Genomic DNA, 22,896 nt, shown 5'->3' on the forward strand with positions numbered 1-22,896 from the left:
TGAGATATTCGCATACCGCTCCTGGGCAGCCGCTCGACGGTTTCAGGATACCAGCAAGCTCCGGCGCGAAGCAACCCGCGTCAGGCGCCCGCGTGGGCCAGTTCGGCCACCGCATGGCGCGCCGCCAGCTCTTCGTACAGCGCCAGGTAATTCTTCGCCATCGTCTCCGACGAGAACAGTTCCCAGTAGCGTGCCTCGGCGCGCTTGCCCATCTCGGCCGCCATCTGCGGATTGTCCCACAGCGTGCGCATGGCTTCGCCGAGCGCTTGCGGGTCGCTTGGCGGCACCACCAGGCCGGTGTCGCCGTCGATGTTGATATACGTGGTGCCGGTGCCGATTTCGCTTGAAATCATCGGCTTGCCGTACATCGCGCCTTCCAGCAGCGAGATGCCGAACGCCTCCGAGCGCAGGTGCGACGGGAACGCCACCGCGTAGCAGGCGGTCAGCAGCGCGACCTTGTCGTCCTCATCGACCGCGCCGACAAACAGGACGTGTTTCAGGCCAAGCCGCTCGGCGTGCGCCTTGAGTTCGGCCTCGATCGGGCCGGCGCCGACGATCACCACCGGGTAGTCCGAGTTCGCTACCGCGTCGAGCAGGATATGCAGGCCCTTGTAATAGCGCAGCACGCCGACGAACAGGAAGAATCGCTCGCCGACCCGGGCGCGCCACTTGTCCATCAAGTCCTGCCTTGCGGCCGGGTAGATGCTCTTGTCGAGGCCATAGGTGATGGTGCGGGTCTTGTCGGGATAGCGCTCCAGCACTTCGGACGAGGCCAGGTAGTTGGGCGAGGTGGCGACGATCGCGTCGACGCTTTTCAGGAAACGGTGCTTGAGCGGCTGGTACAGGCGCAGCAAATGCTTCTGGCGCACGATGTCGGAATGGTAGGTCACCAGCGACGGCTTGTTGACGCGCGCCACAAAATGGGCCAGGTCCATGAACGGCCACGGGAAATGGTAGTGCACCACGTCGGCCTGTTCGGCCATCCGCGCCAGCTCGCCGAACGCGGCGAACGACACCGCGTTCGATGCGATCTCGAAGTCGAGCGGCACGCGGCGCACCCGGTGGCCTTCGAAGGCGAAGTCGAACTGCTCCTTCGCGCGCGTCAGGGTCAGCACTTCGTTGGTGACGCCGAGGCGGCCGGTGCCGACGCACATCTGGCGGATCACCTGCTCGATGCCGCCGACCGAGTCGGGATAGTAGGTTTTGTAGAAGTGAAGGACGCGCATGATCAGTGATTGAGTACGGCGCGGTACACGGCGGCGGTTTGCCGCGCGGTGTCGCGCCAGGTAAGTTGTTCGGCACGCAAACGGCCGGCGGCGATGCAGCGCGCCCGCAAGGCGTCGTCGCGCACCAGCGCCAGCATGGCGTCGCCGATCGCGCCGCTGTCGAGCGGGTCGACTTCAAGCGCCGCGCCCTGGCATACCTCGGGCAGCGAACTGGTATTCGATGCGACCACCGGCACGCTCGATGCGAACGCCTCGACCACCGGAATGCCGAAGCCTTCGTACAGCGACGGGAACACGAACACACCAGCGCCAGCATACACTTCGCGCAAGGCCGCGGCGCTCGTCAGGCTGGCCAGCCAGACCACATTCTCGCCATTGTCGATGGCGGCGCGCAGGCGCCTGACCAGCAGCTCGCTGCGTGCGCCCTGGACGCCGACGATGACCAGCTGGCGCTCCTTGCGCAGCGCTTCAGGCAGCATCAGCCAGGCGTCGAGCACGCGCTCGATGTTCTTGCGCGGCTGCAGCGTACCGACGAACAGGTAGTAGCCGGCGCGCAGGCCGTGCGCGGCCAGCGTCGCGGCCACCGCTTGCGGCGCTGGCGCCGACAGCCATTCCTCGTCGACGCCGCACGGCACCACACTGATGCGGCGCGGGTCGGCGCCGAAGCACTCGACCAGCTCGTCGACGGCGAAATGCGACAGCGCGATCACGTGGTTGGCCTTGCGCGCGGCCTTCACCTGCAGCCAGTTCTTGGCGTCGCGGAAGCGCGGATTGCACCATTCGGGATACTTGATCGGCAGCGCGTCGTGCAAGGTGGCGACCACCGGACAGTCCATCCGCGCCACGCGGTAATCGGTGACGTGGAAGATATCGGCCGGCATATGCATGCGCGGCATGGCCGGGACCAGGTCGGCCAGCGAGGCGCTGGCAAACGACCGCGCCAGCGCACGCCCGACCGTGATGTCGCCGGGCGCGCCGCGCAGGCGCGGCCACGAATACGGCTGCACCTCGCAGCCGGCTTGCGGAAGATTGCGCAGCAGCGCGCCGGTATAGACCCCGATGCCATCGACCCTGCCGCCCGTCAGCCCCGGTTCGATCATCGTCGTCCCCAGGCCGACAGTCAGCGCGCTCACGCCTGGTACATCCAGCGCAATGTGTCTTCCAGCGGCGTCGGTTCGATGTCGCCGATCACGCTGGCCAGCTTGCGGTTGCTGCCGACCAGCGTCGGCACGTCGCTGGCGCGCACAAACGCCGGGTTGACGCGCACCGCGATCTGGTAGCCGGCGATGGCCGACATGGTGTCGATGATGGCGCCCAGCGAATGGGCGCGGCCGGAGCAGACGTTGTAGGTCTGGCCCGGCGGCGACAGCGCCAGCAGGCGGCGGTAAGCCTTGGCCACCACGCGCACGTCGGAGAAGTCGCGCGCGATGTTCAGGTTGCCCAGTTCGATTTCGCGCGCGCCGCTGCGGAAGTGCGAGACGATTTTCGGCAGCAGGAAATTGGCGTCCTGGCCAACGCCGGTGTAATTGAACGGCCGCGCGATCACCACCGGCAACCGGTCCGACCACAGCCTGGCCATGTGCTCCATCGCCAGCTTGCTGACGCCGTAATCGTTGAACGGCGCCGGCGCCATGCTCTCGTCGATGACCGGCACCTCCATCTGGCCGTAGATATTGGCCGACGACGCCAGCAGCACGCTGGACGGCTGATGGCGGGCGCCAGCCAGCGCTTCGAGCAGGTTGCGGGTGCCGACGATATTGACCCGGTAGATCAGGTCGGCGTTGGCATGGGCCACGAAGGCGATGCCGGCCAGGTGCACGACGACGTCGGGCTGCACTTCCTCGATCGCGCGCAGCACCGCGTCGCGGTCGCACAGGTCCACCGTGAAGACGTCAGGCCCGGTCGGCTCGCCCGGCAGCACCGTGCCGAACACGCGGTAACCGGCGGCGGTCAGCTCCTGCGCCATGTAATGGCCCGTGAAGCCGCGCAGGCCGGTGATCAGCGCGCGTTTCCCCAGCCCTTCGTTCTCGAGAACGAGGGTGGCGAATTTTTCCGTGGCCAGGCGGTTCATGTCAGAACGAGAAGCCCAGTTCGTTGCGGCGCATGTCAGCCTCGACCATCATCTGGCACAGCTGTTCCAGCGTCGTTTCCGGCGCCCAGCCGAGCTCGCGCTTGGCTTTGGAGGCGTCGCCAATGAGCAGCTCGACTTCGGCAGGACGGTAGAACTTCGGGCTGATGCGCACCAGCAGCTTGCCGGTGCGGGCGCAATGGCCGGTCTCGGCTTCGCCTTCGCCCTTGAATTCGATCGCGATGCCGGCGCCCTTGAAGGCCATGGTGACGAAGTCGCGCACGGTTTCGGTGCGGTTGGTGGCCAGGATGAAGGTGTCGGGCGTATCGACCTGCAGCATGCGCCACATGCCTTCAACGTATTCGCGCGCATAGCCCCAGTCGCGCTTGGCGTCGAGGTTGCCCAGTTCGAGCACGTCAAGCTTGTTGAGAACGATCTTGGCGACCGAGTCGGTGATCTTGCGGGTGACGAATTCACGGCCGCGCAGCGGCGACTCGTGGTTGAACAGGATGCCCGAGGCGCCGAAGATGCCGTACGACTCGCGGTAGTTGACCGTCATCCAGTGGGCGTACAACTTGGCCACGCCGTAGGGGCTGCGCGGGTAGAACGGGGTATCTTCAAGTTGCGGGATGGCCTGGACCTTGCCGAACATTTCCGAAGTCGACGCCTGGTAGAAGCGGATCTTCGGGTTGACGATGCGGATCGCCTCGAGCAGGTTGACGGCGCCCATGCCGGTGATGCTGGCGGTCGCGAGCGGCTGCTCGAACGACACGCCGACAAAGCTTTGCGCGGCCAGGTTGTAGACTTCTTCCGGCTCGCACGATTGCATCAGGCGGATCGCCGACGACAGGTCGGTCAGGTCGTATTCGACCAGGTTCAGGTTGGGATGGGCCTCGATGCCGAGTTCCTCGATCCGCCAGAAGTTTACCGAGCTAGAGCGACGATAGGTACCGGTGACGTGATAGCCTTTTTCGAGCAGAAGCTGCGCGAGATAGGCGCCGTCCTGGCCGGTAATGCCGGTAATGAGGGCTTTTTTTGCTGTATGCATGTTCTTGATAGATAACTTGGTGAGGCCGGTCGCCGGGATGGCCAACGGGCGAAATTCAGCCCGGCATTGTAACAGAGGCCATAATAGCGTCCGTTACGCTAAGGTAACTCGTGCGAAATAAGCAACTTCGCGCACTGAGCATTATGCCTCTAAATGTACAGGCGGCGGCGCGCCTTTACCGTTTGTTACCGGTGTCTCGAACTGTATGGGAGTGTAATTTGTGGCTTGTCTGATACACATCAACCGTGTGTCATGCCGACCGGATTTTTTAGTTCCCGGTCGACATTGCTTAGCGTTGCGCTACGGCATCAACCACGCATAGCGCGGTCATATTGACAATCCGGCGCACCGTCGCCGACGGCGTCAGGATATGTACCGGCCGGGCGCAGCCCAGCAGGACCGGGCCGATCGCGATGCCGTTGCCGGCCGCCGTCTTGAGCAGGTTGTACGAGATGTTGGCGGCATCGATGTTCGGCAACACCAGCAGGTTGGCATCGCCCTTCAGGGTCGACTGCGGCATCACCTTTTCGCGCAGCTTGCTGTCGAGGGCGGCGTCGCCATGCATCTCGCCATCGATTTCCAGTTCTGGCGCCTGTTGCTGGACCAGCGCCAGCACGGCGCGCATCTTTTTGGCCGACTCGCTGTTGGCCGAACCGAAGTTCGAGTGCGACAGCAAGGCGGCGCGCGGACACAGGCCGAAGCGGCTCATTTCCTCGGCCGCCAGGATGGTGATCTCGGCCAGCTGCTCGGCGGTCGGATTTTCGTTGACATGGGTGTCGACCATCGCCAGCTGGCGTTCCGGCAGGATCAGCAAGTTCATCGCCGCATACACATTGGCGCCGGCGCGCTTGCCCAGCACCTGGTCGATGTAGTGCAGGTGCAGCATGGTGGTGCCGAAGGTGCCGCAGATCATGCCGTCGGCATGGCCCTTGTGGATCATCATCGCGCCGATCAGGCTGTGGCGGCGGCGCATTTCCAGCTTGGCCCACTCCTCGGTCACGCCCTTGCGCATGCCCATCTCGTGATAGGTCTGCCAGTAGTCGCGGTAACGGTCGTCGTGGTCGGGGTTGATGACGTCGAAATGTTCGCCCAGCTTCAGGCGCAGGCCGAACTTCTCGATGCGCTTTTCCAGCACTGCGGGACGGCCCACCATGATCGGACGCGCCAGCTTTTCATCGACAATCACCTGCACCGCGCGCAGCACGCGCTCGTCCTCGCCCTCGGCGTAGACGATGCGCTTGAGGCCGGGCGGGGTGTTCTTGGCGGTGGCGAACAGCGGCTTCATGAAGGTGCCGCTGCGGTACACGAACTGCTGCAGGCTCTCGGCGTACGCGTCGAGGTCGGCGATCGGACGGGTCGCCACGCCCGACTCATGCGCCGCCCTGGCCACTGCCGGTGCGATGTGTATCAGCAGGCGCGGATCGAACGGCATCGGGATCAGGTATTCGGGGCCGAACGACAGGTTCTTGATGCCGTAGGTGGTCGCCACGACATCGGACTGCTCGGCGTGGGCCAGGTCGGCGATCGCGTGGACCACGGCGATTTCCATTTCCCGGGTAATCGTGGTGGCGCCGCAATCGAGCGCGCCGCGGAAGATGTACGGGAAGCACAGCACATTGTTGACCTGGTTCGGATAATCCGAACGGCCGGTGGCGATGATGGCGTCGCTGCGCACGGCGCGCACTTCTTCGGGCAGGATCTCCGGGGTCGGGTTGGCCAGCGCCAGGATCAGCGGGTTGGGCGCCATCGCGCGCACCATCTCCTGCTTGAGCACGCCGCCGGCCGACAGGCCGAGGAAGATGTCGGCGCCGGGAATCGCCTCGGCCAGGGTGCGGAATGGCGTATCCTGGGCAAAGCGCGCCTTGTCCGGATCCATCAGCTCGGTGCGGCCGGTATACACCACGCCGGCCAGGTCGGTGACGGTAATGTTTTCAATCGGGAAGCCGAGGTCGACGATGAGGTCGAGGCAGGCCAGCGCCGCGGCGCCCGCGCCCGACACGACCATCTTGCAATCCTTCAGGTTCTTGCCGACCACCTTGATGCCGTTGAGGATGGCGGCGCCGACGATGATCGCGGTGCCGTGCTGGTCGTCATGGAACACCGGAATCTTCATCCGCTCGCGCAGCTGGCGCTCGATATAGAAGCACTCGGGCGCCTTGATGTCCTCAAGATTGATGCCGCCGAAGGTAGGCTCCAGCGAAGCGATGATGTCGACCAGCTTGTCGGGGTCGGACTCGTTGATCTCGATGTCGAACACATCGATGCCGGCAAACTTCTTGAACAGGACGCCCTTGCCCTCCATCACCGGCTTGGAGGCGAGTGCGCCGATGTTGCCAAGCCCGAGGACGGCGGTACCGTTGGTGATCACCGCCACCAGGTTGCCGCGCGCCGTGTACTTGAACGCGTTGGCCGGATCCTTGACGATCTCTTCGCACGGCGCGGCCACGCCCGGCGAGTACGCCAGCGCCAGGTCGCGCTGATTGGTCAGTTGTTTGGTGGGGGTGACGCTGATTTTGCCGGGGCGCGGGGTTTCGTGGTATTCGAGCGCTGCGAGGCGAAGCTGTTGACGCAGTTCTTCTTTTTTGTCTGATGACGAATCCATCGGTTGCGGCCTTCCTAGAGCTGACGGTGATTGCCGATTTTAGCAGACCGCCACTTTTGGCAACTACGTATTTTTACCGACGGCGGGAAAGCCAAAGCCACCTTGCCCGCATAAGTTATCAGTTCAACAATTCATGCCGGCGTGACCCGCGACCGGCCCCGAAGGTACAATCGCGCCATGCTCTCCGAATTCGACCTCATCAAGCAATACTTCCAGCGCCAGGCACCGCGACGCGCTGTCCTCGGCATCGGCGACGATTGCGCCCTGCTGGCGCCTTCCCCCGGCATGCAGATGGCCATTTCGTGCGACATGCTGGTCGAGGGCCGGCACTTCTTCGCCGGCGCCGATGCGCGCATGCTGGGCCATAAAGCGCTGGCCGTGAACCTGTCGGACCTCGCGGCGATGGGCGCGACACCGCGCGCCTTCACGCTGGCGCTGTCGCTGCCGTCGGCTGAGCGCGCCTGGCTGGAAGGCTTTTCGGCCGGCCTGTTCGCCCTTGCCGACGCCCACCAGTGCGAACTGATCGGCGGCGATACGACCCGTGGACCGCTCAACATCTGCATCACCGTGTTCGGCGAGGTGGCGCCAGGCCGCGCCTTGCGCCGCGATGCCGCGCGGGCCGGCGACGACATCTGGATCTCGGGCACGCTGGGCGACGCGCGCCTGGCGCTGGCGGGATACCGCGACGAACTGGCGCTCGACGCCGGGCAGCTGGCCGCGGCGGCCGTGCGCATGCATGCACCGACGCCGCGCGTCGCGCTGGGCATGGCGCTGTCGGCGCACGCCGGCGCGCATGCGGCGATCGATATTTCAGATGGACTGGTGGGCGACCTGGGCCACATCCTGGCCGCCTCCGGCGTCGGCGCGACGCTCGCTGTGGACGCGCTGCCGGCCGGCCCGGTGCTGGCGACCCAGCCAACAGCGCTGAAACGGCGCTTCTGCGCGGCCGGTGGCGACGATTATGAATTGTGCTTCACCGCGCCCGCCTCGCAGCGCGCGGCGGTGATGGCGGCGGCGGCGCAAGCCGGCACGCCGGTCACCCGCGCCGGCGTCATCGAGGCCGCGGCCGGGCTGCGCCTGGTCGACGCGGCCGGCGCCGCGCTGGCGCTGGCACTGGCCGGGTTCGATCACTTCAGCGGCGACTGACGCGCAGGCCTTCGGCCTCTTCGTCCTGGGTGATGTTGGGGCTGCGGCGCGGGTCGTCGCGGGCGCCGTTGACGCGCCAGTAGTGGTGGAACGCCAGCCGGATATTGTCGCGCAGCTGGACGTCGTCCCACGGCTTGGTGTAGAAGCGGTAGATCGCGCCGCTGTTGATCGAATCGAGTACCGCCTGCAGGCCGGTGTCGCCGGCGAGGATGATGCGCACCGTGTCCGGGTACATTTCCTTGACCCGGCTGAGGAACTCGGTGCCGCTCATGAACGGCATGCGCTGATCGCAGACGATCACCTGCACCTGGTGCTGGGCCAGCAGGTCGAAGCCTTCGGCCGGCGAGACCGCCGTCAGGATCTTGTAGTGGTCGCGCCTGAACAGCCGGTGCAGCGCGGCCAGCGCGTTGATGTCGTCGTCGACGATCAGCAGGGTCGGCGGTTCGGTGTCGTTGGCCGCATGGTCGTCCGGCGCGCTGCGGTTGGCCGCCACCATCTCGCCGAGCTGGCGCGCAGGCAGCGCGCGGCTGACATGGAAGCCCTGCACCTGGTCGCAGCGGTGGCGCCGCAGGTACATCAGCTGGGCGCGGCTTTCGACGCCTTCCGCAATTACTTGCATGTGCATGCTGTGCGCCATGCTGATGATCGCCAGCGCGATCGCGGCGTCGTCGGGATTGGTGGTGATGTCGCGCACAAACGCGATGTCGATCTTCAGCTTGTCGATCGGGAAGCGCTTCAGGTACGCCAGGCTTGAATAGCCGGTGCCGAAGTCGTCGATCGAAATGCTGATGCCGAGGTCGCGCAGGCGCGTGAGCACTTCGCTGGTGTGCTCGGCGTTGGCCATCAGCGCGCTTTCGGTCAGCTCCAGTTCCAGCAGCCCGGCGTCGACCCGATGGCGCGCCAGCGCCGCGCGCACCTCGCCTTCGAGATCGCCTTCGACGAACTGCCGGCTCGATACATTGACCGCCACCCGCACCTCGCCGATGCCGGAGGCCAGCCACGCCGCGATTTGGGCGCAGGCGGCGTCGATGATCCAGGCGCCGACCTTGACGATCAGGCCGGTCTCTTCGAGAATCGGCACGAATTCGGCCGGGAACACCATGCCGTAGCCGGGGCGGTGCCAGCGCAGCAGCGCTTCGACGCCGCTGATGCGGCCGCTGTTGACATTCATCTTCGGCTGGTAGTACAGCTCGAACTCGTGGTTTTCCAGCGCGCGCCGCAGCGCCACCTCGAGGTCGAGGCGCGCCAGTACCTGCACGTTCATCCCGGCGGTGAAGAAGCGGTAGCCGTCGCGGCCAGCCGCCTTGGCGCGGCCCATCGCGGTGTCGGCATACTTGATCAGGGTTTGCGGGTCGGTGGCGTCGTCCGGATACATGGCGATGCCGATGCTGGCAGTGAGCTCGAGCTGCTGGCCGGCGATATCGAACGGCGCGCGCAGCGCCTCGCGTACTTCGCTGGTGACATGCACCGCTTCATCCTGGTCGCGGGTCGGCAGGATCAGCGCGAATTCGTCGCCGCCCAGGCGCCCCAGGGTGTCGCGCGCATGCAGGCACTGCACCAGCCGGTTGCTGAACTGGCGCAGCAGCTCGTCGCCGTGCATCGAACCGAGCGAATCGTTGACGATCTTGAAGCGATCGAGCCCGATCGACAGCACGGCCACCTGCCCCTCCCTGTCGCGCGCCATCTCGATGGTGTCGTCCAGGGTCTGGTAGAACAGCACCCGGTTCGGCAGGCCGGTCAGGCTGTCGTAATTGGCCAGGTGCTTCAGGCGCTGCTGCGCCAGGCGCCGCTCGGTGATGTCGCGCGCCACCGCGATCAGCATCGGGCGGCCGTCGCCGGCTTCGAGCTGCCAGCGCACTTCGGTCGGCACCGCCATGTCGACGCCGGCCAGTTCGGTTTCGACCAGGTCCGACTGGCGCCCGCTGGCGCCAGTCGGCGAGGCATGCGACGCCATCTGGGCGTGGGTGGCCAGGCCGAAGCCGGCCGGGTCGGCGCCGATCAGTTCCTCGCGCTGGTAGCCCAGCATGCGGCAGGCGCCATCGCTGACATCGACCAGCAGCATGCTGGCCGCGTCGATCAGGAAGATCGCGTCGGCGGTGGCGTCCATGGCGCTGCGGAAGCGCTGCAGTTCGGCGGTACGTTCGCCGACCGTCCGTTCGAGGTGCGCGCCATAGCTGGTCGATTCGCTGTGCAGCAGGCGCATCTCGAGCAGGTTGCGGATGCGCGTGAGCACCTCGACGGCGTCGAACGGCTTGCCGATGAAGTCGCGCGCTCCCGCTTCCAGCGCCTGCACCTTCTTGTCCGGATCGGCCGTCACCACCAGCACCGGCAGCCAGGCGCCGGTGTCGACCGGCTTCAGGGCCTGCATGACATCGAGCCCGCTCATCACCGGCATGTGCAGGTCGAGGATGATCAGGTCGTAGCGGTGCCGGGCGTGCAGCGCCGCGACCTGCCGGGGATCGGTGGTGCTGGTGACGTTCAGGTAGCCGGTGCCGGACAACAGGACTTCGAGCAGCTCGATGTTGACCGGGTTGTCGTCGACCACCAGGATGCGCGCGCGCAGGAGTTGGTGCTGCGCGATCAAGGCTGCGGCTCCGTGTCGGTGGCGGCGCGGCGGTCGATCCAGGCCAGCGTCGTGTTGACCGCCTCGGTGAACTCGTCGATGTTGATCGGCTTGGTCAGGTAGCGGTAGAAGCCTGCCGCCAGCCCGCGCTCGATATCGCGCGGCATGGCGTTGGCAGTCAGCGCAATCACCGGGATGTGCGCGGTACGCGGGTCGCTGCGCAGGGTCTTGAACGCATCGAGCCCGCTCACGCATGGCAGGTTCAGGTCCATCAGGATCAGGTCCGGCAGATGCAGGATCGCCATCTCGATGCCCAGATGGCCGTCCTGCGCCGCCAGCAGCCGCAGGTCGGGGCGGAAGCGCACGATCTCTTCGACCAGCTTCAGGTTGGCGGGATTGTCTTCGATGTACAGCAGCGTGTGGCGGGTGCCGGCGTCGGGCGCATCGGCCGGCAGCGCCGGCGCCCGGGCTCCTTCGATGCTCAGCGCATGCGGCGCAGTGACCGGCAGTTCGATCCAGAACACGCTGCCGATGCCGACCCGGCTCGACACGCCGATCGCGCCATTCATCAGTTCAACCAGGCGGCGCGTGACCACCAGGCCGATGCCGGTGCCTTCTTCGCCGCTGCTTTCCTGCCCCAGCCGGTTGAATGGCTGGAACAGCAGGTCGAGCTGGTCGGGACGCAGCCCGAGGCCGGTGTCCTGCACCGCTATGCGCACCTTGCCCGGCGCGTCGAACGCGATGTCGACCACCACCGCGCCGGCATCGCGGTTGTATTTCACCGCGTTCGAGAGCAGGTTGAGCAGCACTTGCTTGAGGCGCGTGCGGTCGGCTTCGACGACGGTGCCGCGGGCCTCGGGGAACAGCACGCGGATACCGCGCTGCGCGGCGATCGGTTCGATCATGCTGCGGCATTCGCCCATCACGTCGCCCAGCGCCACCGGCTCCAGCGACAGGTTGACGGCGCCCGCCTCCACCTTGGCCAGGTCGAGGATCTCGTTAATCAATGTCAGCAGGTGGCGGCCCGATTTCAGGATATGGCCGGCGAATTCCTTCTTTTGCGGCAGCGTCGAAGGCAGCGCGTCGGAAGTCAGGATCTGCGCAAAGCCGAGGATCGCGTTGAGCGGGGTGCGCAGCTCGTGGCTCATGGCCGACAGGAAGGCCGACTTGGCCTGGTTGGCTTCCTTGGCTTCTTCCATCGCCAGTTCAAGTTCGGCGTTGGCGGTTTCGAGCTGCAAGGTGCGTTCATGTACCCGCACTTCGAGCTGCCCGTTCAGGCGCATGACTTCCTGCTGCGCGCGGGCGCGCTCCTCGGCCTCGCGGGCGATCGCGCGGTTCGAGGTTTCCAGCTCGCCGGTGCGCTGTTCGATCTCGGTGAGCATGGCGTTGAACGAGTCGACCAGTTCGCCCGCTTCGTCGGTGCTGGTGCGCGGCGCGCGGCGCGAGTAGTCGCGGGTGCTGACCACTTCGCGCGCCACCTCGGCGATCGCGAAGATCGGCGCGGTCACGATGCGGCCGAGCCGGCGCGTGAGCAGGAACGCCAGCAGCATCGCCACCAGGGTGACCAGCAGGCCCACGCCGACGTAGTCGAGGGCGCGCGCGACCAGCGAATAGTCCGCGCGCAGGTACACGGTGCCGAGCAGCTCGCCGTTCTCGATGATGCGCCGGTACAGGAACAGGTTGCTGCCTTCGATCTGGATATTGTCGCCCAGCGCCCTGGCGGGGAACGCGCGCGCTTCGCCCGGCGCCGCATACGAAGCGAACAGCTGGCCGCGGGCATTGTAGATGGCGCCGGCGCGCACCTGCGGACGGATGCGCAGCAGCGCCAGGTTTTCCGCCGCCAGGCGCTGGTCGTCGAAACTGAGCGCGGCCGAGGTCATGTGCCCGAGCAGTTCGGCCTGGGTACTCATGTCGCCCAGCAGCGCGCGATGGTACTGGCGCAAGTCGTAGGCGATGACGATGGCGATCGATACCAGCAGCGACGCCAGCGTGGTCAGCATGACCACGACGGACAGCTTGTGGCGCAGCGAATGCATGCGGATCATGAGGCGCCTTCGACCCGCAGTGCGGCGGCCAGCATGCGCGCGCTGATGCGCAGGCGGCTCGGTGCGACATGGTCGAGCGCGACCTCGAAGCGCAGGCGCTCGCCGGCGACCACGAAATTGACCATGCTGCCCAGCGCCAGCGCCTCGTCGGCGTCGGTGACGGTCAGTACCGGCTGGCCGCGCGCGGCGAGCAGGTAGTCGTGGATGGAGGTCGGGTCGTGGGCGCCGACAAACAGGATGTGCAGGCCAGCGGTGGATTGACCGCGCCGGATCTTGCGGATGGCCACCGCATGGCCATTGACGGTGCGCCCGCCGACGATGCGCGCAAGTTCCCCGGCCAGCGCGTCGTTGCCAGCCACGCCGATCTGCAGCTGGCTATTGGCATGGGAAAAACTGCCTTCGGGCCACTCGATGAAGCTGGCGAATTTATACAGGTAGGCTGCCTTGACTTCCGTCTCCAGCGGCTCGCGGGAAGCGGCCACGCCCGCTGTGGCAAGCAGGCACAGTGCCAGCCATCCGGCCACGGCGCGTCTCAGCGCGGCCATGGACTTCCTGGCGCGGTGCTGCGGGGACGGGCGGTAGAAACTGACATCAGTCGTGCATCCAATAGAGAGCAAATTGCACCGAAGCATGATTGGCACAAGCGCAAAGCAGGTTAGCAGACGGGACGAGAGATCGTCGCACGGCTTGCCCTGTGAAGATTGCCGTTTAGAAAAATGGGCGTATTGTTATATTTGGTGAGTATTGTACATGCCTGTCAACGCTGTGCCTGCTCGGCAATTTTCACCGGGGCGAGCGTTCACGGCGGGTAAGCGCATGGTAAAGTAGAAACGACTGATTCCGATCCGAGGAGCGACACGTGACGAATGATATTCTCGACCTGGCCGCACGTGTTGGCCAGGCCTTGCAGGCCAAGAACCTGCTGCTGGCAACGGCCGAGTCTTGCACCGGCGGCGGCATTTCGCAGGCCATTACCGAAATTGCCGGGTCGACCAGCTGGTTCGACTGCGGCTTTGTTGCTTATTCCAATTCGTCCAAGACGGAACTGCTGGACGTCCCGGCGGCGCTGATCGCCCAGATGGGCGCGGTAAGCGAGGAAGTCGCCGCGGCCATGGCGCATGGCGCGCTGGCCAACAGCAATGCCCATGTGGCCTTGTCGACGACCGGCATTGCCGGGCCAACCGGCGCCGTTCCAGGCAAGCCGGTGGGCACCGTCTGCTTCGGCTGGGTCAAGGGCGATCACGCCTACACGGAGCGGCTGGTGTTTGCCGGCGACCGCAAGGCCGTGCGCGAGCAGACGGTCGTGCACGCACTGCAAGGGCTGCTGCGTTTCATCGAATAAGTGGGGGGCGCGGCAACGGGTTTGCTGGGGCTGGCGCTGGCAGCGAACGCTGCCGGCCCGGTAGCGCTTGCCCATGCGCAGGAATACACGGTGTACGCGGCGGGCGACATTGCCTGGTGCGACCATCCCGATCCGGCCTGGTCGGGCGCCGCCGCGACCGCCAAGGTGGTCGAGACCGGCCTGGCAGCCAGTCCCCACGCCGCCGTGCTGCTGCTGGGCGACATCACCTACCCGCGCGGCAGGCTGCGCGAATTTACCGAGTGCTATCACCCGACCTGGGGCCGGTTCAAGGAACGCACCTGGCCCTCGCCCGGCAACCACGAATACCTGACCCCGGGAGCGCGCGGCTACTTCGACTATTTCGGCAGCGCGGCCGGCGCCGGCTACTACCGTATCAAGCTCGGCAGCTGGCAAGTCTATTCGCTCGACAGCAACCTCGCGCCCGGCCCCGCTGCCGCCCAGCTGGCGTGGCTGAAGCAGGAACTGGCCGCCAATCCATCGCACTGCATCCTCGCGTACTGGCATCACCCGCTGTATAGTTCTGGCGGACATGGCAGCATCGCGCGCATGGCTGGGGCGTGGCGCAGCTTGCACGATGCGGGGGCGGAAATCGTACTGTCGGGACACGATCACGATTACGAACGCTTCGCCCCGCAGGATGCGGCCGGCAACCGCGACGCGCGCGGCATCCGCCAGTTTGTCGTGGGCACCGGCGGCGCCTATGCCACGCCGTTTTTGTTACCATTGCGCAATAGCGAAAAACGCGACAACAGCCGCACCGGTGTGCTCAGGCTGGTCTTGAAAGAAGGCGCCTACGAATGGGCATTCCTGGAAGCGGCGTACCAGGGATTCCCGAACGGTAACGCGCCCGACCGCGGCGAAGGCAATTGCCACTAGCCGCTGGCACATGGTCTCACTCATATTTGGAGCAATTCGATGCACAACACGGTTCACTTCATCCTCCAGGGCAAGGGCGGCATCGGCAAGACCCTGGTGTCGACCATCCTCGCGCAATGGCTCGCCCCGAAGGACGAGACGGCGCTGCGCTGCTTCGATACGGACCAGGAAAACGCCACCTTCTCGCGCTACAAGGCGATGAACGTGAAGCACGTCCCGGTGATGACCGACAACCGCATGATCGACCCGAAGCGCTTCGACGCGCTGATGATCGATATCCTCGAAGAAGAAGGCAACTGCGTGGTCGACAACGGCGCCAACACCTTCTCGCCGCTGATGGCCTACCTGCTGGAGAACGACTGCTTCGCGCTGCTGGAGGAATCGGGGCGCAAGGTGTATGTGCACGTCATCGTCGGCGGCGGCGACACCCTGCACGACACCGCGATGGGATTCGTGTCGACCGCCAAGTCGACCAATGTGCCGCTGGTGCTGTGGGAGAACGAACACTTCGGCCTGCTGCAATCGGCCAGCGGCAAGCAGTTCACCAACTCGGCCACCTATGAAGACAACGCCAAGCGCGTGGTAGGCCGGGTGGTGCTGTCGCAGCGTAACGCCGACACCTTCGGGGCCGACCTCAAGAAAATGAACATTGCCCGCCTGACCGCCGATGAAGTGCGCGCCAGCGAAAAGTTCAACGTGATGGAGAAGCAACGCATCAAGGTGGTGTTCCGCGACCTGTTCGAGCAACTCGACAAAGTGCAGTGGTAAGCGGCCATGGACCAGCAAAAACTGCGCACCCTGGTGTTTGAAAAGACCGGCGTCAAGATCGACGTCGACGACCCGGTATTTGCCCTGGTCGCCCTGAACGAAGCGGTGCTGGCCGAAGCGGTCGAGCGCCATGTGGCGCTGCTGGACGATGCCACCGGCGAGCTGGCCGCCCAGGTGCAGGCGCTGCAGAATGGCGGCCACATCGAACGCCCGGCCGCGCCGCGCGCCGCGCCTGCCGCCGCCAGTGCCGCGCGCGGGCCGATGCTGGCCGGCGACAAGCGGATGATCGCGTTGGCCGGCGGCGCCGCGCTGCTGGGCGCGCTGCTGGTGCTGCTCGGCCAGGCCGCCTTCTTCCGCCCACCTCCTGCGCCGGCGCCGATTGTGCAAGCCAGGGAACTGACTGCCGAACAAACCCAGGCCTTGGCGAACGCCGACAAGATGGCGCGCGCCGTCGAAAAACTCGACGCCAAAAGCCGCAAGCTGATTCAGACTGAAATGCAGAAACCCTGACCATGCCGCACGATCATCACGAACACAGCCATGACCACGGACACAGCCACGGTCATGGCCGCGGGCATCATCACCATCACATTTCGCCCGATGGCAACAACCGCGCGTTTGCGCTGGCGATCGGACTGAACACGATTTTTGTCGCCATCGAATTTACCTACGGCTTCATCGCCAACTCGACCGCGCTGATGGCCGACGCCGGGCACAACCTGTCGGACGTGCTGGGCCTGGTGCTGGCGTGGGGCGCGGCCATGCTGGCGCGCACCGCGACAACCCAGCGCTACACCTACGGCCTGCGCAGCAGCTCGATCCTGGCGGCAGTGCTTAACGCCTTGCTGCTGATGCTGGCGTGCGGCGCGATCGCTTGGGAAGCCGTACACCGCCTCAACAACCCTGCGCCGGTGGCCGGCATGACGGTATCGGTGGTCGCGGCGATCGGCGTGGCGGTCAATGGCCTGTCGGCCTGGCTATTCATGGCCGGCAGCAAGGACGACCTGAACATCCGCGGCGCCTACCAGCACATGGCGGCGGACGCGGCTATTTCGCTGGGCGTGGTGGTATCTGGGCTGGCGATCATGGCGACCGGCTGGAGCTGGCTGGACCCGGCGGTCAGCCTGGTGATCGTGCTGCTAATTCTGGTCAGCACCTGGGGCCTGCTACGCGAATCGATGCAACTGGTACTGGGCGCGGTGCCGCCGAATGTCGACGCCGGCAAGGTGGCGGCATTTCTGCGCGGCCAGCCCGGCGTGAGCGATATCCACGACCTGCACATCTGGGCCATGAGCACGACCGAAAATGCGCTGACCGTACACCTGGTCATGCCTGGCAGCTATCCTGGCGACCAGGCGTTCGACGCCATCACCGCAGGTCTGAAAGACAAGTTCCCGATCCACCACTGCACCTTGCAGATGGAACACGGCACCACTGACCACACCTGCGCCCTCGACGCACACGCGCACTAAAAACGAACGTTCCAAAATCGGGGACAGACCACCATTTTGGAACATTCCAAAATGGTGGTCTGTCCCCGATTTTGGAAGTTTTTCGATCAGGCGAGGTTGGCGTATAGCGGGGTGCTCAGGTAGCGCTCGCCGAAAGACGGGATGATCACGACGATCAGCTTGCCCGCGTTCTCGGGGCGCTGCGCCACCTGCAGCGCGGCCCACAGCGCGGCGCCGGCGGAAATACCGACCAGCAGCCCTTCGCCGCGCGCCGCCGCGCGCGCCGTCTCGAAGGCGTTGTCGTTGCTGACGCTGATGACTTCGTCGTAGGCGTGGACGTTCAGCACCGCCGGGATGAAACCGGCGCCGATCCCTTGCAGCGGGTGCGGTCCCTTGGTGCCTTTCGACAGCATCGGCGAGGCTTCCGGCTCGACCGCGATGGCCTGGAAGCCGGGCTTGCGCGACTTGATGACTTCGCTTACGCCGGTGATGGTGCCGCCCGTGCCGACGCCGGCGACCAGGATATCGACCTGGCCATCGGTGTCGCGCCAGATTTCTTCGGCGGTGGTGCGGCGGTGCACGTCCGGATTGGCGGCGTTGTTGAACTGCTGCGGCATGAAATGGCCAGGGTTGGCAGCGACCAGCTCCTCGGCGCGGCGGATCGCGCCCAGCATGCCTTCGGCCCCTGGCGTGAGCACCAGTTCGGCGCCATAGGCGCGCAGCAAGGTGCGCCGCTCGATGCTCATGGTTTCCGGCATCACCAGTTTGCAGCGGTAGCCGCGCGCGGCGCACACCATCGCCAGCGCGATGCCGGTGTTGCCGCTGGTCGGTTCGACGATGACGGTGTCGGGCCCGATCAGCCCGGCCTGCTCGGCCGCCTCGATCATCGCCAGGCCGATGCGGTCCTTGACGCTGTGGGCGGGGTTGTGGAATTCGAGCTTGGCGACGATCTGCGCGCCGCCCTCGCGGCCCAGCTTGCGGATCCGTACCAGCGGGGTGTTGCCGATCAGTTCGGTGACGTCGTTTGCGATTTTCATGACATTTCTCCCACTGGTACGTTAGCGATTGGACTTACTTCACTTGCAGCAGTTCGACGTCGAAAATCAGGTCCGAGTCAGGCGCGATCATGCCGCCGCCGGCACCGCGCTTGCCGTAGGCCAGGTGGCTTGGGATGATCAGGGTGCGCTTGCCGCCCACCTTCATGCCCGCCACGCCCTGGTCCCAGCCCTTGATGACTTTACCTGCGCCAAGCTGGAATTCGAGCGGCTCGCGGCCGATCGACGAATCGAACTGGCGGCCGCGCTGGTTCTTTGCCATCGGCTTGTAGAACCAGCCCGTGTAGTTGACCTGGACCTTGTTGCCGACGCTCGCTTCCTTGCCGCTGCCGACCTTGGTGTCCTTGATGATCAACGGGTCGAGCGCGGGCGCCGCCGGCGCGGCCTCGGCAACTGGGGCCGCGGCCGGTGCCGGCTGCACGACAGGCGCGCTGGCCTGCGCCGGCTGGGCCGGCTGCGCCGTGGCGGCGGCGACCGCGGCAGGATCGGTGGCGGCCTGCGACTGGGCCTGGGCCTGGGCGTGGGCGTCCGGAGCGCCGGACTGGGCCTGGGCCAGGGTGACTGCGGCGGCGAGCATGGCGAACAAGAGGGAGCTGCGAATCATGTATGTATCTTCCTGTTAAAAGTGATCAAAACGCGGTTGTCCTGTGCTTATGATACTGCCGCCGCCGGCTGCTGAACAGCAGGCGGGGCGGCCCCGGCTGGCGCGCCGGCGTCCAGCGCCAGCTTGCGCAGCACATGGCCGGCGGCGAACATGCCGAACGTCGCGGTCACCACCATGCTCGATCCGAAGCCAGCACAGTTCAGGCCGGTAACGCCGGCGCCGCCGTCCCCGACCTCGCAGGATGCGTCTTCGTCCGGCAAGGTCAGCGGTTCCATCGAGAATACCGCATCGACATTGAATTTGGTTTTGATGCTGCGCGGAAATCCAAACTCGTTGCGCAGTTTCTTGCGCACCTGTTTCAGCATCGGTTCCTGCTCGGTCTTGCTGAGGTCGCGGATCTCGATGCGGGTCGGGTCGACCTGGCCGCCGGCGCTGCCGATGGTGATCATCGGAATGGCGTGATCGCGGCAGTAGGCGATCAGCGCCGCCTTGGAGCGGACATGGTCGATGGCGTCGATGACGAAGTCGTAGCCGCGTCCCGCGATCATCCGGTCCAGGTTGCCCGGCTCGATGAAGTCTTCGACCTGATTGACCCGGCAAAACGGATTGATCTGGGCAATGCGCTCGGCCAGCGCGGCGATCTTGGCCTGGCCGATGGTGCCGGACAGGGCCTGGATCTGGCGGTTGATGTTCGACTCGGCGACGTTGTCGAGGTCGATCAGGGTCAGCTGGCCGATGGCGCTGCGCGCCAGCGCTTCGACGATCCAGGAGCCGACGCCGCCGACGCCGATCACGCAGACATGCGTGGCGCGGAAACGTTCCAGCGCCGCGTCGCCGTACAAGCGCGCGATGCCGCCGAAACGCCGGGCAAAATCGACTTCGTCCGTCTCCCCGGTGAAGATATGGGTGTTGATGGTATTCATCCCCGCATTGTAAACGGACACTGCCTTTCGCACTGTTCTAAAATGACCCTACACCACGCAACATTGAAAGCCCGACATGACCAACCCACTCCACGACGCCGCGCCCGGATTCGACCAGCCGATCGCCGTGCTCAAGCACTGCCACGACCGCATCCGCAAACAGCTGGCAACGCTGCAAAAGCTGCTCGATCACCTGCCCCGGCACGGCGCCGACGAGCAGGCGCGCGAGGCCGCCACGGCCGTGATCCGCTATTTCGAGACGGCCGCGCACTTGCACCATGAGGATGAGGAACAGAATCTGATCCCGATGCTGCGCGAGGTGGCGCAGGGCGAGGACGCGGCGCTGCTGGCGGCGCTGGCGCCGGGCATCATCGACGACCACAGCAAGATGGATGCGCTGTGGCAGCGCCTGCACGAGCAGCTGCGCCCGCTTGCCGACGGCAGCGCTGGCGATGTGTCGGCGGCCGACGTCGGCGACTTCTGCGAGCGCTACACGGCGCACATGGAACGCGAGGAAAGCCAGATCGCGCCGATGGCCAAGCGCCTGTTCAGCGCCAGCCAGATGGCCGCGCTGGGGCAGGCGATGCAGGTAAGGCGCGGCATCGCCCCCGCTCCTGCCAGCGGCGAGGCGGTGGCCCACCTGCGCACCGACTACGGCCAGGCCAGCCTGTCGGAAGACGATGTCGATGCCGACCCAATCGTTCAATTTGGCAAGTGGTTCGACGAGGCGCTGGAGGCGCAGGTCAACGAGCCCAACGCGATGGGCGTATCGACCGTGGACGAGCGCGGCCGGCCGGCCTCGCGCATCGTGCTGGTCAAGCAATTCGACCCGCGCGGCTTCACCTGGTACACCAACTACCAGAGCCAGAAAGGCCGCCAGCTTGAGCAAAATCCATACGCGTCGCTTCTCTTCTTTTGGAGCGAACTTGAACGCCAGATTCGTATCGAAGGAAGAGTAGAACGAACATCACCGGAGGAGAGCGACCAGTACTTTCACAGCCGCCCCCTCAAAAGCCGGCTGGCGGCAATTGCCTCCGCTCAAAGCGAGCCGATCGGCAGCCGCGACGCCATGGAACAGCAATACGCATCCGTAGCAGAGCAATATGGCGAGCAGCCGCCACGGCCAGGCAACTGGGGCGGCTTCCGCCTTGTGCCCGAACGCATTGAGTTCTGGCAAGGGCGCCGTTCGCGCTTTCACGACCGCATCGTGTACACGCTGCAAGGCGGCAAGTGGACACGGCAGCGTTTGCAACCATAAGGGGTAGCCAGCGCGTTTGCGCCCTGCCTTCCCAGCGGAGGTGTGCGTGTTCAGTCAACTTCGATTAAACGCCTGGAGCACCGGGCTGCGCAGTAAAACCACGGTGCCGCTGCGGGTCGAGCTGTGGAACGGCCAGCGCCTCGATTTCTCCGACGAGGCGCCGCGCGTGACGATCCGCGTGCCCCACGCGTCGGCGGTGCGCTACCTGGTGTCGCCCTCGCTGTACAACCTCGGCCGGGCGTATGTCGAAGGCGCGATCGAGGTCAGCGGCCGGGCCAGCGACATGATCAGCGTCGTCAATGCGCTGGCCGCGGCCTCGGTCAGGCCGCACGGCGCGCTGCGGCGCTTCATGCGCGCGCTGCCGCACACGCGCGAGCGCGACGCCGACGCGATCCGCTACCACTACGACGTCTCCAACGAGTTCTACCGCGCCTGGCTCGACCCGGGCATGGTTTACTCGTGCGCCTATTTCGAAAATGGCGATGAAGACCTCGCCACCGCGCAGCGCAAGAAAATCGACCACATCCTCACCAAGATCGACATGCGGCCGGGCCAGACCCTGCTCGACATCGGCTGCGGCTGGGGCGCGCTGGCGATCCGTGCCGCCGAGCGCTTTGGCGCGCGCTGCGTCGGCATCACGTTGTCGGAAAACCAGCAGCGGCTGGCGCGCGAGCAAGTCGCCCGCGCCGGGCTGCGCGACCGCGTCGAAATCCGCCTGCAGGATTACCGCGACGTCGGCGGGCAATTCGACCGCATCACCAGCGTCGGCATGTTCGAGCATGTGGGCGTGCGCCATCTGTCCGAGTACTTCGCGCGCATCAGCGCGCTGCTGGCGCCGGACGGCGTTGCGATGAACCATGGGCTCACCACGACCGACCCGAACGGGCGCGCCACGCCGTATGGCGGAGGCGAGTTCATCAGCAAGTATGTGTTTCCGCACGGCGAACTGGCCCACCTTGGCCTGGTGATCCGGGCGATGCAGGAAGGCGGGCTGGAGGTGCGCGACGTCGAGAACCTGCGCCGGCACTACGCGCGCACCTGCGAACTATGGACCGAAAATTACGAAGCCAACGCCGGCCGGATCCGCACGCTGACCGATGAACGGCGTTTCCGGATCTGGCATGTGTATCTCGCCGGGTGCACGCATGCCTTCAACCACGACCTGATCAGTTTGTACCAGGTCGTGTGCGGGAAGGCGGGTAGTGCGCCGGCGAACCATGCGTGGTCGCGGCGCTACATGTATCCCTGTTGACGCTGGCGCCGGCCGGCTGCGCATCGGCGCATGCGGCACAAAGTCCAGCCACCCGGTTCGCCTGCGCCGTTGCTGCCCGGCTGCCGCCGAGCGCTATTTCAGCCGATTCGCAAACGTACTGCGAAACTTGGCCACCTTGGGCGCCACCACAAACGCGCAATAGCCCTGCAGCGGATGCTGGCGGAAGTAATCCTGGTGATAATCCTCGGCCTTGTACCAGGTCTGGGCCGGCGCCACCTCCGTCACGATCGGCGCATCCCACACACAGGCCATCTCGGCAATGACTTGCCGCGCAACGGCTTCCTGCTCCGGCGTCGTCGTATAAATCACCGAACGGTACTGGGTGCCCACGTCATTGCCCTGGCGGTTCAGCGTGGTCGGGTCATGGATGGTAAAGAACACTTCGAGCAGGTCGTGATAGCTGATGACAGCCGGATCAAATTCCAGCCGCACCACTTCGGCGTGCCCGGTGGTCCCGGAACACACCTGCTCGTAGCTGGGCTGGTCCACCAGGCCGCCCATGTAGCCGGACTCGACCTTTGTCACCCCGCGCGCCTCCAGGTAGACCGCCTCCACGCACCAGAAGCAGCCGCCCCCGAGAATCGCGACATTGTCCGCTGATTGATTGCTCATCACACACCCCATAGC

20 protein-coding genes are annotated in these 22,896 nt (G+C 65.6%); 8 read left to right on the plus strand and 12 right to left on the minus strand.

Going from position 1 to position 22,896, the window contains the following annotated elements; all coding sequences use genetic code 11:
* Positions 1-80 precede the first annotated feature (80 nt).
* The 5 genes from I4X03_RS11510 to I4X03_RS11530 form a co-directional block, all read right to left on the minus strand.
* Positions 81-1,226 (minus strand): glycosyltransferase family 4 protein, encoded by a 1,146-nt coding sequence (locus I4X03_RS11510; RefSeq protein ID WP_223468365.1) that lies wholly within the window; start codon positions 1,224-1,226, stop codon positions 81-83.
* Between the two features lie 2 nt (positions 1,227-1,228).
* The gene (locus I4X03_RS11515) at positions 1,229-2,359 is read right to left on the minus strand and encodes a glycosyltransferase family 4 protein (protein WP_370660509.1); all 1,131 of its coding nucleotides are present in this window, start codon (positions 2,357-2,359) and stop codon (positions 1,229-1,231) included.
* The gene (locus tag I4X03_RS11520) at positions 2,356-3,297 is read right to left on the minus strand and encodes a GDP-mannose 4,6-dehydratase (protein WP_223468366.1); all 942 of its coding nucleotides are present in this window, start codon (positions 3,295-3,297) and stop codon (positions 2,356-2,358) included. Before I4X03_RS11520 ends, I4X03_RS11515 begins: the two co-directional genes overlap by 4 nt.
* Before the next feature lies 1 nt (position 3,298).
* Positions 3,299-4,342 carry a GDP-mannose 4,6-dehydratase gene (gene gmd / locus I4X03_RS11525; RefSeq protein ID WP_223468367.1) on the minus strand — a complete coding sequence of 348 codons (1,044 nt, stop codon included), beginning with the start codon at positions 4,340-4,342 and terminating at the stop codon, positions 3,299-3,301.
* A 289-nt stretch (positions 4,343-4,631) separates the two neighbouring features.
* Entirely contained in the window at positions 4,632-6,944 is a 2,313-nt protein-coding gene (locus tag I4X03_RS11530; protein ID WP_223468368.1) for an NADP-dependent malic enzyme, read from the minus strand.
* Positions 6,945-7,121: 177 nt separating this feature from the next.
* Here I4X03_RS11530 and thiL point away from each other — a divergent pair, with 177 nt between their 5' ends.
* Positions 7,122-8,090 carry a thiamine-phosphate kinase gene (gene thiL, locus I4X03_RS11535; RefSeq protein WP_223468369.1) on the plus strand — a complete coding sequence of 323 codons (969 nt, stop codon included), beginning with the start codon at positions 7,122-7,124 and terminating at the stop codon, positions 8,088-8,090.
* Here thiL and I4X03_RS11540 read toward each other — a convergent pair.
* Genes I4X03_RS11540 through I4X03_RS11550 form a run of 3 tightly spaced genes read right to left on the minus strand, consistent with a single transcriptional unit; the run spans position 8,077 to position 13,243 of the window.
* Positions 8,077-10,674: an EAL domain-containing protein gene (locus tag I4X03_RS11540; protein ID WP_223468370.1), complete on the minus strand. Its 2,598-nt coding sequence runs from the start codon at positions 10,672-10,674 to the stop codon at positions 8,077-8,079. The two genes, thiL and I4X03_RS11540, sit on opposite strands and share 14 nt — an antisense overlap.
* Positions 10,671-12,698, minus strand: coding sequence for a sensor histidine kinase, YfiR-like protein-associated (locus I4X03_RS11545; protein WP_223468371.1), 2,028 nt, complete (start codon positions 12,696-12,698; stop codon positions 10,671-10,673). Before I4X03_RS11545 ends, I4X03_RS11540 begins: the two co-directional genes overlap by 4 nt.
* A complete protein-coding gene (locus tag I4X03_RS11550; RefSeq protein ID WP_223468372.1) occupies positions 12,695-13,243 on the minus strand; it encodes a TOL_0243 family YfiR-like periplasmic protein in 549 nt (182 codons plus the stop codon). Before I4X03_RS11550 ends, I4X03_RS11545 begins: the two co-directional genes overlap by 4 nt.
* A gap of 314 nt (positions 13,244-13,557) precedes the next feature.
* Here I4X03_RS11550 and I4X03_RS11555 point away from each other — a divergent pair, with 314 nt between their 5' ends.
* From I4X03_RS11555 to I4X03_RS11575, 5 genes are read left to right on the plus strand one after another with little or no spacing between them, the layout of a single operon-like run.
* The gene (locus tag I4X03_RS11555) at positions 13,558-14,040 is read left to right on the plus strand and encodes a CinA family protein (RefSeq protein WP_223468373.1); all 483 of its coding nucleotides are present in this window, start codon (positions 13,558-13,560) and stop codon (positions 14,038-14,040) included.
* A 21-nt stretch (positions 14,041-14,061) separates the two neighbouring features.
* Positions 14,062-14,937, plus strand: a complete 876-nt coding sequence (locus I4X03_RS11560) for a metallophosphoesterase family protein (protein WP_223468374.1) — start codon at positions 14,062-14,064, stop codon at positions 14,935-14,937.
* Positions 14,938-14,976: 39 nt separating this feature from the next.
* The gene (locus I4X03_RS11565) at positions 14,977-15,705 is read left to right on the plus strand and encodes a P-loop NTPase family protein (RefSeq protein ID WP_223468375.1); all 729 of its coding nucleotides are present in this window, start codon (positions 14,977-14,979) and stop codon (positions 15,703-15,705) included.
* A gap of 6 nt (positions 15,706-15,711) precedes the next feature.
* Complete coding sequence (gene traM, locus I4X03_RS11570) at positions 15,712-16,215, plus strand: conjugal transfer transcriptional regulator TraM (protein ID WP_223468376.1); 504 nt, start codon at positions 15,712-15,714, stop codon at positions 16,213-16,215.
* 2 nt (positions 16,216-16,217) lie between these two features.
* On the plus strand, positions 16,218-17,177 hold the full coding sequence (locus I4X03_RS11575; RefSeq protein WP_223468377.1) for a cation diffusion facilitator family transporter: 960 nt from the start codon (positions 16,218-16,220) through the stop codon (positions 17,175-17,177).
* An 86-nt stretch (positions 17,178-17,263) separates the two neighbouring features.
* On the opposite strand, the gene cysK is transcribed toward I4X03_RS11575, so the two are convergent.
* The 3 genes from cysK to tcdA are packed head-to-tail and all read right to left on the minus strand — an operon-like array spanning position 17,264 to position 19,738.
* Positions 17,264-18,193 carry a cysteine synthase A gene (cysK, locus tag I4X03_RS11580; protein ID WP_223468378.1) on the minus strand — a complete coding sequence of 310 codons (930 nt, stop codon included), beginning with the start codon at positions 18,191-18,193 and terminating at the stop codon, positions 17,264-17,266.
* Between the two features lie 34 nt (positions 18,194-18,227).
* Positions 18,228-18,815, minus strand: a complete 588-nt coding sequence (locus tag I4X03_RS11585; protein ID WP_223468379.1) for an FKBP-type peptidyl-prolyl cis-trans isomerase — start codon at positions 18,813-18,815, stop codon at positions 18,228-18,230.
* Positions 18,816-18,862: 47 nt separating this feature from the next.
* Positions 18,863-19,738, minus strand: a complete 876-nt coding sequence (tcdA, locus tag I4X03_RS11590) for a tRNA cyclic N6-threonylcarbamoyladenosine(37) synthase TcdA (RefSeq protein ID WP_223468380.1) — start codon at positions 19,736-19,738, stop codon at positions 18,863-18,865.
* Positions 19,739-19,814: 76 nt separating this feature from the next.
* Here tcdA and pdxH point away from each other — a divergent pair, with 76 nt between their 5' ends.
* Both pdxH and I4X03_RS11600 read left to right on the plus strand, forming a co-directional pair.
* The gene (pdxH, locus tag I4X03_RS11595) at positions 19,815-20,996 is read left to right on the plus strand and encodes a pyridoxamine 5'-phosphate oxidase (protein ID WP_223468381.1); all 1,182 of its coding nucleotides are present in this window, start codon (positions 19,815-19,817) and stop codon (positions 20,994-20,996) included.
* A 46-nt stretch (positions 20,997-21,042) separates the two neighbouring features.
* Positions 21,043-22,248, plus strand: coding sequence for a class I SAM-dependent methyltransferase (locus I4X03_RS11600; RefSeq protein ID WP_223468382.1), 1,206 nt, complete (start codon positions 21,043-21,045; stop codon positions 22,246-22,248).
* Between the two features lie 93 nt (positions 22,249-22,341).
* On the opposite strand, the gene msrA is transcribed toward I4X03_RS11600, so the two are convergent.
* The gene (gene msrA / locus I4X03_RS11605) at positions 22,342-22,881 is read right to left on the minus strand and encodes a peptide-methionine (S)-S-oxide reductase MsrA (RefSeq protein ID WP_223468383.1); all 540 of its coding nucleotides are present in this window, start codon (positions 22,879-22,881) and stop codon (positions 22,342-22,344) included.
* Positions 22,882-22,896 lie beyond the last annotated feature (15 nt).

This window comes from Massilia soli (assembly GCF_016809835.1).
GTDB classification, from domain to species: Bacteria; Pseudomonadota; Gammaproteobacteria; order Burkholderiales; family Burkholderiaceae_D; genus Telluria_A; species Telluria_A soli.

What these genes read in the sequence shown, in the direction of transcription:
- thiL (WP_223468369.1), top strand. Translation starts at nt 7,122, where the DNA reads ATGCTCTCCGAATTCGACCTCATCAAGCAATACTTCCAGCGCCAGGCA.
- I4X03_RS11565 (WP_223468375.1), top strand. Translation starts at nt 14,977, where the DNA reads ATGCACAACACGGTTCACTTCATCCTCCAGGGCAAGGGCGGCATCGGC.
- cysK (WP_223468378.1), bottom strand. Translation starts at nt 18,193, where the DNA reads ATGAAAATCGCAAACGACGTCACCGAACTGATCGGCAACACCCCGCTG.
- I4X03_RS11520 (WP_223468366.1), bottom strand. Translation starts at nt 3,297, where the DNA reads ATGAACCGCCTGGCCACGGAAAAATTCGCCACCCTCGTTCTCGAGAAC.
- traM (WP_223468376.1), top strand. Translation starts at nt 15,712, where the DNA reads ATGGACCAGCAAAAACTGCGCACCCTGGTGTTTGAAAAGACCGGCGTC.
- I4X03_RS11575 (WP_223468377.1), top strand. Translation starts at nt 16,218, where the DNA reads ATGCCGCACGATCATCACGAACACAGCCATGACCACGGACACAGCCAC.
- I4X03_RS11510 (WP_223468365.1), bottom strand. Translation starts at nt 1,226, where the DNA reads ATGCGCGTCCTTCACTTCTACAAAACCTACTATCCCGACTCGGTCGGC.
- I4X03_RS11550 (WP_223468372.1), bottom strand. Translation starts at nt 13,243, where the DNA reads ATGGCCGCGCTGAGACGCGCCGTGGCCGGATGGCTGGCACTGTGCCTG.
- pdxH (WP_223468381.1), top strand. Translation starts at nt 19,815, where the DNA reads ATGACCAACCCACTCCACGACGCCGCGCCCGGATTCGACCAGCCGATC.
- I4X03_RS11530 (WP_223468368.1), bottom strand. Translation starts at nt 6,944, where the DNA reads ATGGATTCGTCATCAGACAAAAAAGAAGAACTGCGTCAACAGCTTCGC.
- I4X03_RS11545 (WP_223468371.1), bottom strand. Translation starts at nt 12,698, where the DNA reads ATGATCCGCATGCATTCGCTGCGCCACAAGCTGTCCGTCGTGGTCATG.
- I4X03_RS11585 (WP_223468379.1), bottom strand. Translation starts at nt 18,815, where the DNA reads ATGATTCGCAGCTCCCTCTTGTTCGCCATGCTCGCCGCCGCAGTCACC.
- tcdA (WP_223468380.1), bottom strand. Translation starts at nt 19,738, where the DNA reads ATGAATACCATCAACACCCATATCTTCACCGGGGAGACGGACGAAGTC.
- gmd (WP_223468367.1), bottom strand. Translation starts at nt 4,342, where the DNA reads ATGCATACAGCAAAAAAAGCCCTCATTACCGGCATTACCGGCCAGGAC.
- msrA (WP_223468383.1), bottom strand. Translation starts at nt 22,881, where the DNA reads ATGAGCAATCAATCAGCGGACAATGTCGCGATTCTCGGGGGCGGCTGC.